Below are 13,988 nucleotides of genomic sequence, written 5' to 3'. Positions count from 1 at the left end.
AGAAGATCGAACGAAGGTGACACCCTCCGTGGACATCAAGACCGCTTCCTCTCTCCACCGGCTCCGGCTCGTCTCCGCCCCCGAGGCCGTCTCGTTTCTGCTCCTGCTGCTCTGCTCGGTGCTCAAGCGGACGACGGACTTCAACGCGGTGCCGGTCATGGGCGCGATCCACGGCATCCTCTTCGTCCTGTACGTGCTCTTCTGGCTGGACGCCTGGAACCGCGCCAAGTGGAGCTTCGGCACCGGCGCGCTGTACTTCGTCCTCTCGGTGCTGCCGCTGGGCGGCTTCTACGCCGAGCGCAGGCTGAAGCGCGAGGCCCAGGACGCCGTCGTCGCCTCCCGCGCGCGGGCCCAGGCCGCCCAGTCCGCCCAGGGCGAGGTGAAGGCATGATCGTCGCGTTCTCGGTGACCCCGCTGGGCGTGGGGGAGGAGGTCGGCGAGTACGTCGCCGACGCCGTACGGGTGGTCCGCGAGTCGGGGCTGCCGAACCGCACCGACGCCATGTTCACCTCGATCGAGGGCGAGTGGGACGAGGTGATGGACGTCGTGAAGCGCGCCGTCGCCGCCGTCGAGGCACGCGCCCCGCGCGTCTCCGTGATCATCAAGGCGGACATCCGGCCGGGCGTGACCGACGGCCTCACCGCCAAGGTCGAGACGGTCGAACGGCACCTCGGTGCCTGACAGCGCCTGACGGCCCCTCGGTCCTCCCGAAGCCCCCGCCCGGAACACCCCTTCCAGGTCGGGGGCTTCGTCGTGTCCGCCGGGCGGGTGAGCCCCCGGCCGCCCGCGCCGGAGCGCTCGCGGGTGTGAGTACCGCCCACTCGGACGACTCCAGTCGACACGCCGATGATTTGCCCTTTTTGTTGGGTTATCGGCCCGTTCGACAAGCGCTGGAGGCACCGTGCGGCCCGGAGCCTACGACTACGACACCCACAGCCGGATCGCCGGTCCCCTCACGGACCCGCACCCGACGGCCTACCGCGTGCGGTACCGAAGTCTGCTCGCGAGGGAACCGCGCCGAATAAGGGCCGTCCTCCTCATGGGCCTCGCACCGGTCCTCTCGGCGCTGCTCCTGGCCTACCTCGTCTGGCCCAGCCACTGGACCGTCCGCGAGGGCGGCGAACCCTGGCTCGTGCACCTCGACACCGTGATGCTCGTGTCGATCGGACTCATCTGCCTCTTCATGCTGGTGAACGTCACCTCGATCGCCCACGCCACCCTCGTCGCCACCGACCCGGTCCCCGTCCACCCCGAGCCCGGCAGCCGGGTCGCCTTCCTCACCACCTACGTGCCGGGCAAGGAACCCCTCACCATGGTCCGGGGCACCCTGGAGGGCGCCACCCGGCTCCGCCACGAAGGACACCTCGACGTCTGGCTCCTCGACGAGGGCGACAGCGCCGAGGCCAAGGCGCTCTGCGCCGAGCTGGGCGTCCGCCACTTCACCCGCGCCGGGGTCCCCGAGTGGAACAGGGCCAAGGGCCCCCACAAGGCGCGCACCAAGCACGGCAACTACAACGCCTGGCTCGCCCTGCACGGCGACTCCTACGACTACTTCGCCTCCGTCGACACCGACCACGTCCCGCACCCCGACTTCCTGGTGCGCACGCTCGGCTACTTCCGCGACCCCGACATCGCGTTCGTCGTCGGACCGCAGGTCTACGGCAACTACACCGGACTCGTCACCAAGGCGGCCGAGTCCCAGCAGTTCCTCTTCCACGCCCTCATCCAGCGGGCGGGCAACCGCTACCACGCGCCCATGTTCGTCGGCACCAACAACGTCGTCCGCGTCCGCGCCCTCAAGGGCATCGGCGGTCTCTACGACTCCATCACCGAGGACATGGCCACCGGCTTCGAACTGCACCGCACGAAGAACCCGCGCACCGGGCACTTCTGGCGCTCCGTCTACACCCCCGACGTCCTCGCCGTCGGCGAGGGACCCGCCTCCTGGACCGACTTCTTCACCCAGCAGCTCCGCTGGTCCCGGGGCACCTACGAGACGCTCTTCAAGCAGTACTGGAAGGCCCCCTTCAGGACCCCGCCGGGCCGCCTCCTCAACTACACCCTGATGCTCGTCTACTACCCGATGACGGCCGTCAACTGGCTCCTCGGCGTCCTCAGCTGCGTCCTCCACCTCTGGTTCGGCGCCTCCGGCACCCAGGTCTCCACCTCCGTCTGGCTGATGATCTACAGCGACGCCGTCGCCCTCCAGATCGGCCTCTACCTCTGGAACCGGCGGCACAACGTCTCGCCCCACGAGCCCGAGGGATCCGGCGGACTCGCCGGCATGGCGATGTCCGCGCTCTGCGCCCCCGTCTACCTCCGCTCCCTCGGCTCGGCGGTGCTCCGCACCCGGGGCCGCTTCGTCGTCACCCCCAAGGGCGGCGAGGCCAGCCCCGACCGGCTCCTCACCTTCCGCATCCACCTCTTCTGGGCCGCCGTCCTGCTCGCCTCGCTCGTCGCGTCCTTCGTGCTCGGGCACACCCACGCGGCCATGCGCACCTGGGCGGTCCTCGCCCTCGCGGTCTCGCTCGCCCCCGTCACCCTGTGGGCCCTCGCCGTGCGCGGGGACCGGCGCGTCCCCCGCTTCGGGCCCGGCGTACGGCTCCGGGTCCCGGCCCGGGTCCGTATCCCCGTCCGGGTCCGGGCGCGCACCCGGGGGGCCGTCGACACCCGCGAGGGGATCGAGGTCCGCACGGCCACCGCCCCCGCCCCCAGCACCCCCGCCCCCACGACGACCGGAGGGAACTGAGCCATGGCCTACCGGCCGTCCAGGCAGTTCAGGAAGACCCTGCTCGGCACCTGCGCGGTGCTCGTCCTCGCGGCGCTCAACGCACCCGCCGCCGTCTCCTTCGCCGAGGAGAAGTACCACGCCTACAAGATCGCCCAGCCCGACTACCAGCGCCGCTACGGCTCCTGGGCCGAGGTCCGCGTCCCCGCCGGGCTCCGGGTCAACGCCATCCACGCGGCCCTGCTCCACACCGGCAAGGTCCTGCTCATCGCGGGCTCCGGCAACAACCAGAAGAACTTCGACGCCGGAACCTTCGAGACCCTCCTGTGGGACCCGGTGAAGAACACGTTCAAGAAGATCCCCACCCCCGTGGACTTCTTCTGTTCCGGCCACGCCCAGCTCCCCGACGGACGGCTCCTCGTCGCCGGAGGCACCGCCCGCTACGAGGTCCTCGACGGCGAGGTCAAGAAGGCCGGCGGCGGCATGCGGGTCAAGAACGAGAACCCCGACGCGCCCGTCACCCTCAGGAAGGGCACCGTCTTCCGTTCCCCGTCCGGCGTCGAGTACGTCTCCACGACCGACGTCACCGTCCCCAAGGCCAAACGCGAGTTCGAGATCTCGTACTTCGAGAGCGGCCAGATGAAACCCTGGAAGACCAAGGTCACCGCGGCCGAGGCACGGGTCTTCGTCGAAGCCCGCGCGGCGGGCCCGGGGGCCCTCACCACCGAGGCGGCCCAGTACGAGGTCGTCGGCCTCAAGGGCGAGGACGCCGACAACGTCTACGGCATCGCCCAGAAGCTCACCACGGAGAAACAGGACTTCCAGGGCATCAAGGCGGCCTACGAGTTCGACCCCAAGGCCGAGAAGTACGTCCCCGTCGCCCCCATGAAGGACGCCCGCTGGTACCCCACCCTCGTCGGACTCGACGACGGCCGGGTCCTCGCCGTCTCCGGGCTCAACGACGTCGGCGACGTCGTCCCCGGGGACAACGAGATCTACGACCCCGGGACGAAGAAGTGGTCCAAGGGCCCCTTCCGCTACTTCCCCACCTACCCCTCCCTCTTCCTCACCAAGGGCGGCAAACTCCTCTACACCGGCTCCAACGCCGGATACGGCCCCGCCGAGAAGGGCCGGGAACCGGGCCTGTGGGACCTGGAGAAGAACACCTTCACCAAACTCGGCGGACTCTCCGACCCCGACCAGCTGGAGACCTCCGCCTCCCTGCTGCTCCCGCCCGCCCAGAACCAGAAGGTGATGGTCCTCGGCGGCGGCGGAGTCGGCGAATCGGACAAGTCCACCGCCCGTACCTCCATCGTCGACGTCTCCAAGGACAGCCCCGTCTTCACCGACGGCCCCTCCCTCCCGCAGGGCACCCGCTACCTCAGCAGCGTCCTCATGCCCGACGACACCGTCTTCACCAGCGGCGGATCCGAGGACTACCGGGGGCGCGGCGGCAGCGACATCCTCAAGGCCCAGTTCTACGACCCCAGGACCAACGCCTTCACCGAGGCGGCCGAACCCACCGTCGGCCGGAACTACCACTCCGAGGCGCTGCTGCTGCCCGACGGACGGGTCGCCACCTTCGGCTCCGACCCCCTCTACGCCGACAAGGACAACACCAGGCTCGGCACCTTCGAACAGCGCGTCGAGGTCTTCACCCCGCCGTCCCTGCACCGGGCCGGCACCGACCGGCCCGCCCTCGGCGAAGGCCCCGGGGAACTCGACCGGAACGGCCGCGCCACCTTCAAGACCAAGGACGCCGGTCGCATCGCCAAGGCCCGTCTGATGCGCCCCAGCGCCGTCACCCACACCACCGACGTCGAACAGCGCTCCATCGAACTGGGCCTCCTGAAGAGCCGGGACGGCCTCACGGTCACCGTCGACGTCCCCGACGACCGCACCCTCGTACCGCCCGGCTGGTACATGCTCTTCGTCACCGACGCCGACGGCGTCTCCTCCGAGGCGACATGGGTCCAGGTGCGCTGACCCGGCCTGATCCGAAAGGCACGGCCTAGGACTTCGCCCGGCGCGCGAGCCCCAAGGCGTACTCAGGCCACCAGGTCCCCGCCGAAGGGCCGCCCCGGCACTGCCCGTCCGAGTCGCCGGGGCGCTTGACCCACAGATACGCGTCGATCAGTGCGTGCCCGGTCCGGTCCGTCGGCGGTACGCCCAGGGCCCGGCCCGGCGGATTGCACCAGGCCTCCTCCCGGTCGCCCGGGAGGGGGCCGTCGCCGTTCCTGCTGGTGTCCACCGTGAAGTGGGTGCCGCCGAGCAGCCCCGAGAGCGTCGCCCCGAAACCGCGCACCACGTCGTTCGTCTGGAAGTTGGAGACGTTCAGGGCGAAGCCGTCCGCACGGGCCACCCCCGCCCGCCGCAGCGGCTCCACCAGCTTCCCCGGGTCGTCGATCCACGCCGGGTTGCCCGCGTCCAGATAGACCCGGGTGCGCGGCTGCCGCTTCAGCCGCTCGATCGCCCCGGCGAGCATCGCGTACCGCTCGTCGTGGTACTCCGCCGGAGTGCAGCCGTCCACCATGTGCGGCACCGCGTCCGGCTCCAGGACCACGATCGCCGGGGACTCCCCGAGCGCCGTCGCGAAGGAGTCGATCCACCCCTGGTACGCCCGCGCGTCGTGCGCCCCGCCCGCCGAGTACTTCCCGCAGTCCCGGTGCGGGATGTCGTACGCCACGAAGACGGCGGTACGGCCCTGCCCCGCCGCGCCCCGCACCGCCCGGGTGATCTCCGGCACCGGATTCTCGGCGGCGGGCCACTCGGCGACCGGCCGGTCCGCGATCCGCCGCAGGATCCGGGCGTCCTCGGCCCTGCCCTGCTCCTCGTACCGGCGCACCTGCCGGGCCGCGTCGCTCTCCGGGTCCACCCAGAACGGCGAGCCGCTCGCGGGAGCCGCCGCCTCGCCGTACGCGGACGGCGGACCCGCCGGGCCCTTCGGCGGCCCGTCGGAACCACAGCCGGTCAGGAACAGCACGGAGCCGAGGGCCAGGGCGACGGCGGTGACGGTACGGCGGGACATCCGGCCCCCAGGGTCGGGTTCGGCGGGCCCGGCGCCGCGTACGACGACGGGACGAGCCGGGCTATCGTGACATATCGGTCAGTCGGTGCCGGGCTGCGACACCGCGATGCCCAACGGGGTCCGCTCGTACAGCACCTGGTGGCCGTAGCGCCGGGAGGTCAGCAGGCCCGCGTCCCGCAGGACCGCCAGATGCGCGGAGACCGTGGAGGGCGCCCGGTCGAGCAGATGCGCGAGCGCCGTCGTCCCCATCGGCTCCGTCAGCGCGCACAGCACATCCGCCCGCACCGGACCGAGCAGCCGCCCCAGCGCCTCCGGCGTGCGGTCCCGGGGCTCCGTCCACAGCCCGCCGATCCCGCGCGCCGGATACGCCACCGTCGGCTGCCACGGCGGATCGAAACCGCTCACCACGTCCGGCCAGGTGAACACGGACGGCATCAGGACGAGACCCTGCCCCTCCAGCGGCCGTACGTGCTCGCCCCGGTACGCGATCCGCAGCGTGGCCGTCTCCGCCAGCCAGTCGAACGACGGATGCAGCTCGTCCAGCAGCCGTTCGAGACCGCCCTCCGCGAGCCGCCGCGAGTGGTACGCCACGTCCGCTTCCAGCAGCGCCCGCAGCCGGGGCCACTCCGGCGCCACCAGCGCCTCCCACGCCGCCGTCAGTAGATCCGCGAGCCGGTCCACCGCCCCCGCGGGATCGGCCAGCAGCCGCCGCCCCTCCGCGCTCTCCGCCGCCCCCGGCGTCCCGGCGAGCGCCCGCGCGAAGTCGTCCCCGACCAGGGCCGGATCGGTCGCCCGTACGGCGGCGATCTCGTCCTCGAAGACGGCGGTGGGCCCGATCGGCGGCGGATAGAGGAAGTCCGGGCTGTGCCCCTGCGAAGGCATCAGCAGATGCAGCGGCGCCAGATCGAGCCCCCGCGCCGCCGCCGCGATCCGCCGCAGCCACGGCAGGTGATAGCCCTGCTGCCGGGGCCGGGCCAGCACCCGCACGGCGGAGTGCGTCTCCCAGAGCGGCGAGAGCGCGAACCGGATGCGCAACGGGTCGGTCTCACCGAAACGCAGGTGGTACGGCATGGCTCCCCAAGATTCGCCTGGACCCGAAAGTCTAGGCCCACCGCCCGCCACCCTCCAGGCTGCCCGCATGCCGAACACCACACCCCGGAACCCACCTGCCGGACACCACCACCGGAACACGCCTGCCGGGCCTGCGCACCCGGGGCCTGCGCACCCGGAACCCGCAGGTCCGGGGCCTGCGAGTCCCGCACCCCTCGCGCCCGCCGCCACCGACGCCGCCGAGCGTCGGCAGCCCGTGCCCGTGCCCGTGCCCTCGGGCCCCGCGCGGCCCGGACCCGCCACCCCGCCGCCCGCTTCCCCCGCGTCCGGCGAGGGCTCCGCGTCCGGCGCGGTCCCGGTATCCGGCGTCGCCCCCGTGCCCCCCGTGTCCGGCGAGGGCTCCGCGAGTCCCGGCTACCGGGCCGTCTTCCGGGTGCGGGAGTTCCGGTTCGTCTTCGTGGCGCATCTCTGCTCGCTGCTCGGGGTCGTCGTCAGCGAGCTGGCGCTCACCGTGCTCGTCTACGACCTCACCCGCTCCCCGCTGCTCTCCTCCCTCACCTTCGCCCTCGGGTTCCTGCCCTACCTCGTCGGCGGCACCCTGCTCGCCGGGCTCACCGACCGGCTGCCGCCCCGCCGGATCCTCGTCGTCTGCGACCTCGTCTGCGCCGGCTGCGTGGCCGTGATGACCGTGCCCGCCACCCCCGTCGCCGTCCTGCTCGCCCTGCGCTGCGCCATCGCCCTCGTCTCGCCCGTCTTCAACGGCACCCGGATGGCGACCCTCGCCGACATCCTCGGCGAGGGCGACCTCTTCGTCCTCGGCCGTTCCCTGCTGCGGATCGTGTCGCAGAGCGCCCTCCTCACCGGCTTCGCCGCCGGTGGCGTGCTCCTCACCGTCGTCCCGCCGCGCGGCGCCCTCGTCGTCACTGCCGCCACCTTCCTCCTCTCCGCCCTGCTGCTGCGCCTCGGCACCGCCCGCCGCCCCGCCCGCGCCGCCGGGAAACCGGCCCTCGGCGGGCTCGCCGGGACCCGGGCGGTCCTGGGCGACCGCAGGACGCGCGCCCTGATGCTGATGTTCTGGGTGCCGCCGCTCTTCGCCGTCGTACCGGAGGCGCTCGCCGCCCCGTACGCGGACGAGATCGGCGTCTCCACCGCCGCCCTCGGCCTCCTGATGTGCGCGCTGCCGGTCGGCACCATCGCGGGCGAACTGTTCGCCGGGTCCTTCCTGAGCGCGGCGGCCCGCTCCCGCGTCGTGCTGCCGCTCGCCGTCGTCGGGGTCCTGCCCTATCTCCTGTACGCGGTGCGGCCCGGCGTCGCGCTCGCCGCCCTCGCCCTGTTCCTGGCGGGCGCCACCGGCGCGTACACCCTCGGTCTCGACGCCTGGTTCGTCGCCGCCGTCCCCGAGGAGTGGCGGGGGAGGGCCATGACCCTGATGACGGCGGGCATGATGACCGTCCAGGGTCTGGGCATGGCGGGAGCGGGCCTCGCGGCCGAGTTCGCGCCCGTGCACACGGTGGTCGCGGGCACCGGAGTCCTCGGCACGCTGTGTCTCCTCGGTGCCGCCTTCGAGCTGTGGGCGACCGAAAGACGAGACGGAGCTGACCGGCATATGACCAGTGGGTAAGGTCGACGCGTGCCGAAGCCGCTCAGTCTCCCCTTCGATCCCATCGCCCGCGCCGACGAGCTCTGGCAGAAGCGCTGGGGTCCGGTCCCCTCGATGGCCGCGATCACCTCGATCATGCGGGCCCATCAGATCCTCCTCGCCGAGGTCGACGCCGTCGTCAAGCCGTACGAACTGACCTTCGCGCGGTACGAGGCGCTGGTGCTGCTCACCTTCTCCAAGCAGGGCGAGCTGCCGATGTCCAAGATCGGCGAGCGGCTGATGGTCCACCCCACCTCGGTGACCAACACGGTGGACCGCCTCGTGAGGTCCGGTCTGGTCGCCAAGCGCCCCAACCCGAACGACGGCCGGGGCACCCTGGCGACCATCACGGAGAAGGGCCGCGAGGTGGTCGAGTCGGCCACCCGGGACCTGATGGGCATGGAGTTCGGACTCGGCGCCTACGACGCCGAGGAGTGCGCCGAGATCTTCGCGATGCTCCGGCCCCTGCGGGTCGCGGCGGAGGACTTCGAGGAGCGGTAGGGCGCCGCCTCGGCGGAGCGGAGGACGAGCCGTACCGCCACGCGCCGGCGTCGCGTCCCGACGGAGGGTGACGCCGCTCCCCGGCCCGCCCCCGCCCCGCCGTGACGGGTCCGGCCCCGCCGCGCCCCGCCACGCCGTGACGGCCCGCCCCGGCGGAAGATCGCCCGGAACGTGCGGTTACGCTCGACGGCATGAAATCCAGCGTGCTGACCCGCTACCGCGTCATGGCGTACGTGACTGCCGTCATGCTGCTCGTGCTCTGCGGCTGCATGGTCGCCAAGTACGGCTTCGACACCGGCGAGGACCTGACCCTCGCGGTCTCCCAGCTCCACGGCGTCCTCTACATCATCTATCTGATCTTCGCCTTCGACCTGGGCTCCAAGGCCAAGTGGCCGTTCGGGAAGCTGCTCTGGGTGCTGCTCTCCGGGACCATTCCCTTCGCCGCCTTCTTCGTCGAGCGCAAGATCGTCCGCGAGACGCTTCCGCTGGTCCAGGGCGCGAGCCCGGAGCCGGTCAAGGCCTGACACCGCCCCCGCGCGACACCTCCGTACATCTGTGCGGAGGTTTGTCATCGACATTTACTAGGACGTCCTAGTAAATTCGAAGCATGGACGCTGACGCCATCGAGGAAGGCCGCCGTCGCTGGCAGGCCCGTTACGACAAGGCCCGCAAGCGGGACGCCGACTTCACCACGCTCTCCGGCGACGCCGTCGAGCCCGTCTACGGGCCCCGGCCCGGCGACGCCTACGAGGGGTTCGAACGCATCGGCTGGCCGGGCGAGTACCCCTTCACCCGGGGACTCCACCCGACCGGCTACCGGGGCCGGACCTGGACCATCCGCCAGTTCGCCGGCTTCGGCAACGCCGAGCAGACCAACGAGCGCTACAAGATGATCCTGGCCGCGGGCGGCGGCGGCCTCTCCGTCGCCTTCGACATGCCCACCCTCATGGGCCGCGACTCCGACGACCCCCGCTCCCTCGGCGAGGTCGGCCACTGCGGTGTCGCCATCGACTCCGCCGCCGACATGGAGGCCCTCTTCAAGGACATCCCGCTCGGCGACGTCACCACCTCGATGACGATCTCCGGCCCCGCCGTCCCCGCCTTCTGCATGTACCTGGTCGCCGCCGAACGCCAGGGCGTCGACCCCGCCGTCCTCAACGGCACGCTCCAGACCGACATCTTCAAGGAGTACATCGCGCAGAAGGAATGGCTCTTCGAGCCCGAGCCCCATCTGCGTCTCATCGGCGACCTCATGGAGCACTGCGCGAAGAACATCCCCGCGTACAAGCCGCTCTCCGTCTCCGGCTACCACATCCGCGAGGCCGGGGCCACGGCCGCGCAGGAGCTGGCGTACACCCTCGCCGACGGCTTCGGCTACGTCGAGCTGGGCCTCAGCCGAGGCCTGGACGTGGACGTCTTCGCCCCCGGCCTCTCCTTCTTCTTCGACGCCCACCTCGACTTCTTCGAGGAGATCGCCAAGTTCCGTGCCGCCCGCCGCATCTGGGCCCGCTGGATGAAGGAGGTCTACGGGGCGAAGACCGACAAGGCCCAGTGGCTGCGCTTCCACACCCAGACCGCCGGTGTCTCCCTCACCGCCCAGCAGCCGTACAACAACGTCGTCCGCACCGCCGTCGAAGCCCTCTCCGCCGTCCTCGGCGGCACCAACTCCCTCCACACCAACGCCCTCGACGAGACCCTCGCGCTCCCCAGCGAGCAGGCCGCCGAGATCGCGCTGCGCACCCAGCAGGTCCTGATGGAGGAGACCGGCGTCGCCAACGTCGCCGACCCGCTGGGCGGCTCCTGGTACGTCGAGCAGCTCACCGACCGCATCGAGGCCGACGCCGAGAAGATCTTCGACCAGATCAAGGAGCGCGGTCGCCGGGCCCACCCGGACGGCAGGCACCCGATCGGCCCGATCACCTCCGGCATCCTGCGCGGCATCGAGGACGGCTGGTTCACCGGCGAGATCGCCGAATCCGCCTTCCGCTACCAGCAGGCCCTGGAGAAGGACGAGAAGCGGGTCGTCGGCGTCAACGTCCACCACGGCTCCGTCACCGGCGACCTGGAGATCCTGCGGGTCAGCCACGAGGTGGAGTGGGAGCAGGTCCGCGTCCTCGGCGAGCGCAAGGGACGCCGTGACGACGCCAAGGTCCGCGCCTCGCTCGACGCCATGCTGACCGCCGCCCGGGACGGCTCGAACATGATCGCCCCGATGCTCGACGCCGTCCGCGCCGAAGCCACCCTCGGCGAGATCTGCGACGCGCTGCGCGACGAGTGGGGCACCTACACGGAGCCGCCGGGCTTCTGACCCGCCCAGGGCCCGCCCGACCCCTCCCGTCGGGCCGGGCCCGCCCGGAAGACCCCGGCCCGACGGCTTCCACCCCACTGGACCCCGGGCTTCTCCCCCCATGGACGAAGGGGCGGTACGGGAACGCTCCCGTACCGCCCCTTCGTACGTCCGCCGCCGACCTTTCGTACGACCGGTTCCGGCCCTTCGTCCGTACGACGTGACGCATTCCGCCGTCGGCCAGGCGCCCCGCCGTGGGCCGGGCGCCTCCGCCGCCGCCCGGCGGTCCCGGGTCAGCCGTGCGCCGCCGCCGCACCGAGCCCGCCGAGCAGCAGGGCGGTGAGCCGGGTGGCCCAGGGCCGGTCCACCGGCTCCGCGCTCACCAGCGCCCGGTGCACCACCGCCCCGGCCACCACGTCGAAGATCAGATCGTCGAGCGCGGCGACCGTGCCCAGCAGATGCTCCCCGGGAAGCTCGCCGCGCCGCTGCGCCCGCGCCCGCCCCGCGAGCACCAGCCGTTTCTGCCGGTCGACGATGGAGTCCCGGATGCGCTCGCGCAGCGGCTCGTCACGGGTCGACTCGGCCACCACCGCCATCAGGGCCGTCTTGGTCTCGGGGCGTTCGAGAAGGGTCGCGAACTGGAGCACCACATGCTCGATGTCGGCCTGGAGGGAGCCCAGATCGGGCAGCTCCAGCTCGTCGAAGAGGACCGCGACGGCGTCCACCACCAGCTCGTTCTTGTTCGCCCAGCGGCGGTAGAGCGTGGTCTTGGCGACGCCCGCGCGCCCGGCGACATCACCCATCGTCAGCTTGGACCAGCCCAGTTCGACCAGGACCGCGCGGGTCGCCTCCAGGATGGCCGTATCGGCCTCGGCGGAGCGCGGACGGCCGGGGCGCAGGCTCTTGGGCCCGGCGGGGAACCCCTCGGGGGAGCCGGGCGGAGGGGGTGGCAGGGACGACATGGAGACCGACCATACCCGCCGGTAGGTTCGGCGCCAGAGGCCCGGCGTGTGAGGCAGTTCACCGGGCGGATCGAGGACGCGCCCTCCCGCCCGCTCGGCCCCGGCAGTTACGCTACGACCCGTAGCGAAAGGCTTGAGCGGCCCCAGCGACAACCATGGCACCGGGTGGGGACCCGGTGCGAAACCGAAGACGAGGAACCGTGTCGTCCCCGCGTCTCGCACACCGGCGGGAGGCGTGGGGGCGGCACGGTTCGGCCATGGCTTACCGGTAACGCACGCGGAAGGGGGAGGATGTACCCATGCAGCCCCGAAACATGTCCATGAGCGGCGTCGTCGACCTCGCCGCGGTGAAGGCGGCCGGAGAGGCCAAGGCGAAGGCGGAGCAGGCGCGGGCCGAAGCCGCCCGGCAGGGTGGTCCCGCCGCCGTGTCCCCGTCCGCCCTGGTGATCGACGTCGACGAGGCGGGCTTCGAGAGCGAGGTGCTCCAGCGCTCCGCCGAGGTCCCGGTCGTCCTCGACTTCTGGGCCGAGTGGTGCGAGCCCTGCAAGCAGCTCGGCCCCCTCCTGGAGCGGCTCGCCGCCGAGTACAACGGCCGCTTCCTGCTCGCGAAGATCGATGTCGACGCCAACCAGATGCTGATGCAGCAGTTCGGCATCCAGGGAATTCCGGCCGTTTTCGCGGTGGTCGCCGGTCAGGCACTGCCGCTCTTCCAGGGTGCGGTGCCCGAGGCCCAGATCCGCGAGACCCTCGACCAGTTGATCCAGATCGGCGAGGAGCGCTTCGGCCTCACCGGCATCGTCGTGGACCCGGACGCCGAGGCAGGCGGGGCCGCCCCGGCGCACCATGCCGGTCCGTACGACGCCCTCCTGGAGGCGGCCATGTCCGCGCTCGACGCGGGCGATCTGGCCGGTGCCGTGCAGGCGTACCGCAATGTGCTCGCCGACGACCCGGCCCACCCGGAGGCGGCGCTCGGTCTCGCGCAGGCCGAACTGCTCACCCGGGTGAGCGGCATGGACCCGGCCGCCGTCCGCAAGGCGGCGGCGGACGCGCCCGCCGATGTGGACGCGCAGCTCGCCGCCGCCGACCTCGATCTGGCGGGCGGTCATGTGCAGGACGCGTTCGGGCGCCTGGTGGAGACCGTGCGCCGGACGGCGGGCGAGGACCGGGACGCGGTCCGGCTGCGCCTGCTGAAGCTCTTCGAGGTGATCGGCGCCGACGACCCCCGGGTCACGGCGGCCCGTCAGGCCCTCGCCAGGGTGCTGTTCTGATTCCTTCCGTGAGTCGGATCGTCTGACGATTTGGCAGGAGGGTGACAAAAGGCGGCCGCGCTTTACCAAAACTTGGTAATCGCGGCCGCTGTTACTTGCAGTAAATCGAACCCGGCGTTCTGTCCTGGTTCATTCGGCGTTCTGCTGATATTCCCGGGTGCGCGGGCCCACCCTGTGTGCCCGATCGATCCCCTCCCGCCATGGCGTGGTTATCCACCCGTTACTAGCCAGTAACGACCCCCCTTGTGCGGGACCGCGGAATGGACCACGATCGGCGACGCTCGGTCCGAACCGCATCCCCCCGGCAACCAACCGGGACGTGGGGAGGTTTCCCCACCGGGCGGACCGGCGCTCCGGCGCCGGTCGCGGACAGGGGGGTTCCCGTTCGTGTGAACGGGGCCTGTCCGGTCAGGCCGTGCTCCGACGCGCGGCCCGTGGTTGTCGCTCGGGGGTGATCGCCGGTGGTCGGGACGCGTACGCGCCGACCGACGCCCCGGTGCTCTTCTTCCCGAGGACGTAGCTCTT

Annotated in this window: 12 protein-coding genes; 9 read left to right on the top strand and 3 right to left on the bottom strand. The window is 71.8% G+C overall.

Annotated elements, in window-relative coordinates:
• The first annotated feature begins 28 nt into the window (after positions 1–28).
• The 4 genes from BU197_RS20550 to BU197_RS20535 all read left to right on the top strand — a co-directional run bounded on the left by BU197_RS20550 (position 29) and on the right by BU197_RS20535 (position 4,714).
• Positions 29–391 carry a DUF3817 domain-containing protein gene (locus BU197_RS20550; protein ID WP_188269744.1) on the top strand — a complete coding sequence of 121 codons (363 nt, stop codon included), beginning with the start codon at positions 29–31 and terminating at the stop codon, positions 389–391.
• Positions 388–681: an MTH1187 family thiamine-binding protein gene (locus BU197_RS20545; protein ID WP_188269743.1), complete on the top strand. Its 294-nt coding sequence runs from the start codon at positions 388–390 to the stop codon at positions 679–681. The genes BU197_RS20550 and BU197_RS20545 overlap by 4 nt, the downstream gene beginning before the upstream one ends.
• A gap of 220 nt (positions 682–901) precedes the next feature.
• Positions 902–2,749, top strand: coding sequence for a glycosyltransferase family 2 protein (locus BU197_RS20540; RefSeq protein ID WP_188269742.1), 1,848 nt, complete (start codon positions 902–904; stop codon positions 2,747–2,749).
• Between the two features lie 3 nt (positions 2,750–2,752).
• Positions 2,753–4,714: a kelch motif-containing protein gene (locus BU197_RS20535; protein WP_188269741.1), complete on the top strand. Its 1,962-nt coding sequence runs from the start codon at positions 2,753–2,755 to the stop codon at positions 4,712–4,714.
• 25 nt (positions 4,715–4,739) lie between these two features.
• Here BU197_RS20535 and BU197_RS20530 read toward each other — a convergent pair whose 3' ends face one another.
• Positions 4,740–5,756 carry a glycoside hydrolase family 6 protein gene (locus BU197_RS20530; RefSeq protein ID WP_188269740.1) on the bottom strand — a complete coding sequence of 339 codons (1,017 nt, stop codon included), beginning with the start codon at positions 5,754–5,756 and terminating at the stop codon, positions 4,740–4,742.
• Positions 5,757–5,834: 78 nt separating this feature from the next.
• A complete protein-coding gene (locus BU197_RS20525) occupies positions 5,835–6,827 on the bottom strand; it encodes an ArsR/SmtB family transcription factor (protein WP_188269739.1) in 993 nt (330 codons plus the stop codon).
• A gap of 67 nt (positions 6,828–6,894) precedes the next feature.
• Between BU197_RS20525 and BU197_RS20520 the strand changes: the two genes are divergently transcribed.
• The 4 genes from BU197_RS20520 to BU197_RS20505 all read left to right on the top strand — a co-directional run bounded on the left by BU197_RS20520 (position 6,895) and on the right by BU197_RS20505 (position 11,254).
• Positions 6,895–8,427 (top strand): MFS transporter, encoded by a 1,533-nt coding sequence (locus BU197_RS20520; RefSeq protein WP_411158508.1) that lies wholly within the window; start codon positions 6,895–6,897, stop codon positions 8,425–8,427.
• Between the two features lie 9 nt (positions 8,428–8,436).
• On the top strand, positions 8,437–8,946 hold the full coding sequence (locus BU197_RS20515) for a MarR family winged helix-turn-helix transcriptional regulator (protein WP_188269738.1): 510 nt from the start codon (positions 8,437–8,439) through the stop codon (positions 8,944–8,946).
• Positions 8,947–9,137: 191 nt separating this feature from the next.
• Positions 9,138–9,470: a DUF3817 domain-containing protein gene (locus BU197_RS20510; RefSeq protein WP_188269737.1), complete on the top strand. Its 333-nt coding sequence runs from the start codon at positions 9,138–9,140 to the stop codon at positions 9,468–9,470.
• An 83-nt stretch (positions 9,471–9,553) separates the two neighbouring features.
• Complete coding sequence (locus tag BU197_RS20505; protein ID WP_188269736.1) at positions 9,554–11,254, top strand: methylmalonyl-CoA mutase; 1,701 nt, start codon at positions 9,554–9,556, stop codon at positions 11,252–11,254.
• Between the two features lie 272 nt (positions 11,255–11,526).
• On the opposite strand, the gene BU197_RS20500 is transcribed toward BU197_RS20505, so the two are convergent.
• A complete protein-coding gene (locus BU197_RS20500; RefSeq protein WP_188269735.1) occupies positions 11,527–12,195 on the bottom strand; it encodes a TetR/AcrR family transcriptional regulator in 669 nt (222 codons plus the stop codon).
• Positions 12,196–12,494: 299 nt separating this feature from the next.
• On the opposite strand from BU197_RS20500, the gene BU197_RS20495 reads away from it, so the two are divergent.
• Positions 12,495–13,463, top strand: a complete 969-nt coding sequence (locus BU197_RS20495; RefSeq protein ID WP_188269734.1) for a tetratricopeptide repeat protein — start codon at positions 12,495–12,497, stop codon at positions 13,461–13,463.
• The last annotated feature ends 525 nt before the right edge of the window (positions 13,464–13,988 follow it).

It is taken from the genome of Streptomyces sp. CBMA291, from assembly GCF_014596525.1.
Lineage (GTDB): Bacteria > Actinomycetota > Actinomycetes > Streptomycetales > Streptomycetaceae > Streptomyces.
This window is presented reverse-complemented; position numbering and strand designations above follow the sequence as displayed.

Excerpts from the sequence above, each read along its gene's own strand:
- BU197_RS20520 (WP_411158508.1), top strand. The coding sequence starts at position 6,895 with ATGCCGAACACCACACCCCGGAACCCACCTGCCGGACACCACCACCGG.
- BU197_RS20545 (WP_188269743.1), top strand. The coding sequence starts at position 388 with ATGATCGTCGCGTTCTCGGTGACCCCGCTGGGCGTGGGGGAGGAGGTC.
- BU197_RS20525 (WP_188269739.1), bottom strand. The coding sequence starts at position 6,827 with ATGCCGTACCACCTGCGTTTCGGTGAGACCGACCCGTTGCGCATCCGG.
- BU197_RS20505 (WP_188269736.1), top strand. The coding sequence starts at position 9,554 with ATGGACGCTGACGCCATCGAGGAAGGCCGCCGTCGCTGGCAGGCCCGT.
- BU197_RS20495 (WP_188269734.1), top strand. The coding sequence starts at position 12,495 with ATGCAGCCCCGAAACATGTCCATGAGCGGCGTCGTCGACCTCGCCGCG.
- BU197_RS20530 (WP_188269740.1), bottom strand. The coding sequence starts at position 5,756 with ATGTCCCGCCGTACCGTCACCGCCGTCGCCCTGGCCCTCGGCTCCGTG.
- BU197_RS20510 (WP_188269737.1), top strand. The coding sequence starts at position 9,138 with ATGAAATCCAGCGTGCTGACCCGCTACCGCGTCATGGCGTACGTGACT.
- BU197_RS20500 (WP_188269735.1), bottom strand. The coding sequence starts at position 12,195 with ATGTCGTCCCTGCCACCCCCTCCGCCCGGCTCCCCCGAGGGGTTCCCC.
- BU197_RS20535 (WP_188269741.1), top strand. The coding sequence starts at position 2,753 with ATGGCCTACCGGCCGTCCAGGCAGTTCAGGAAGACCCTGCTCGGCACC.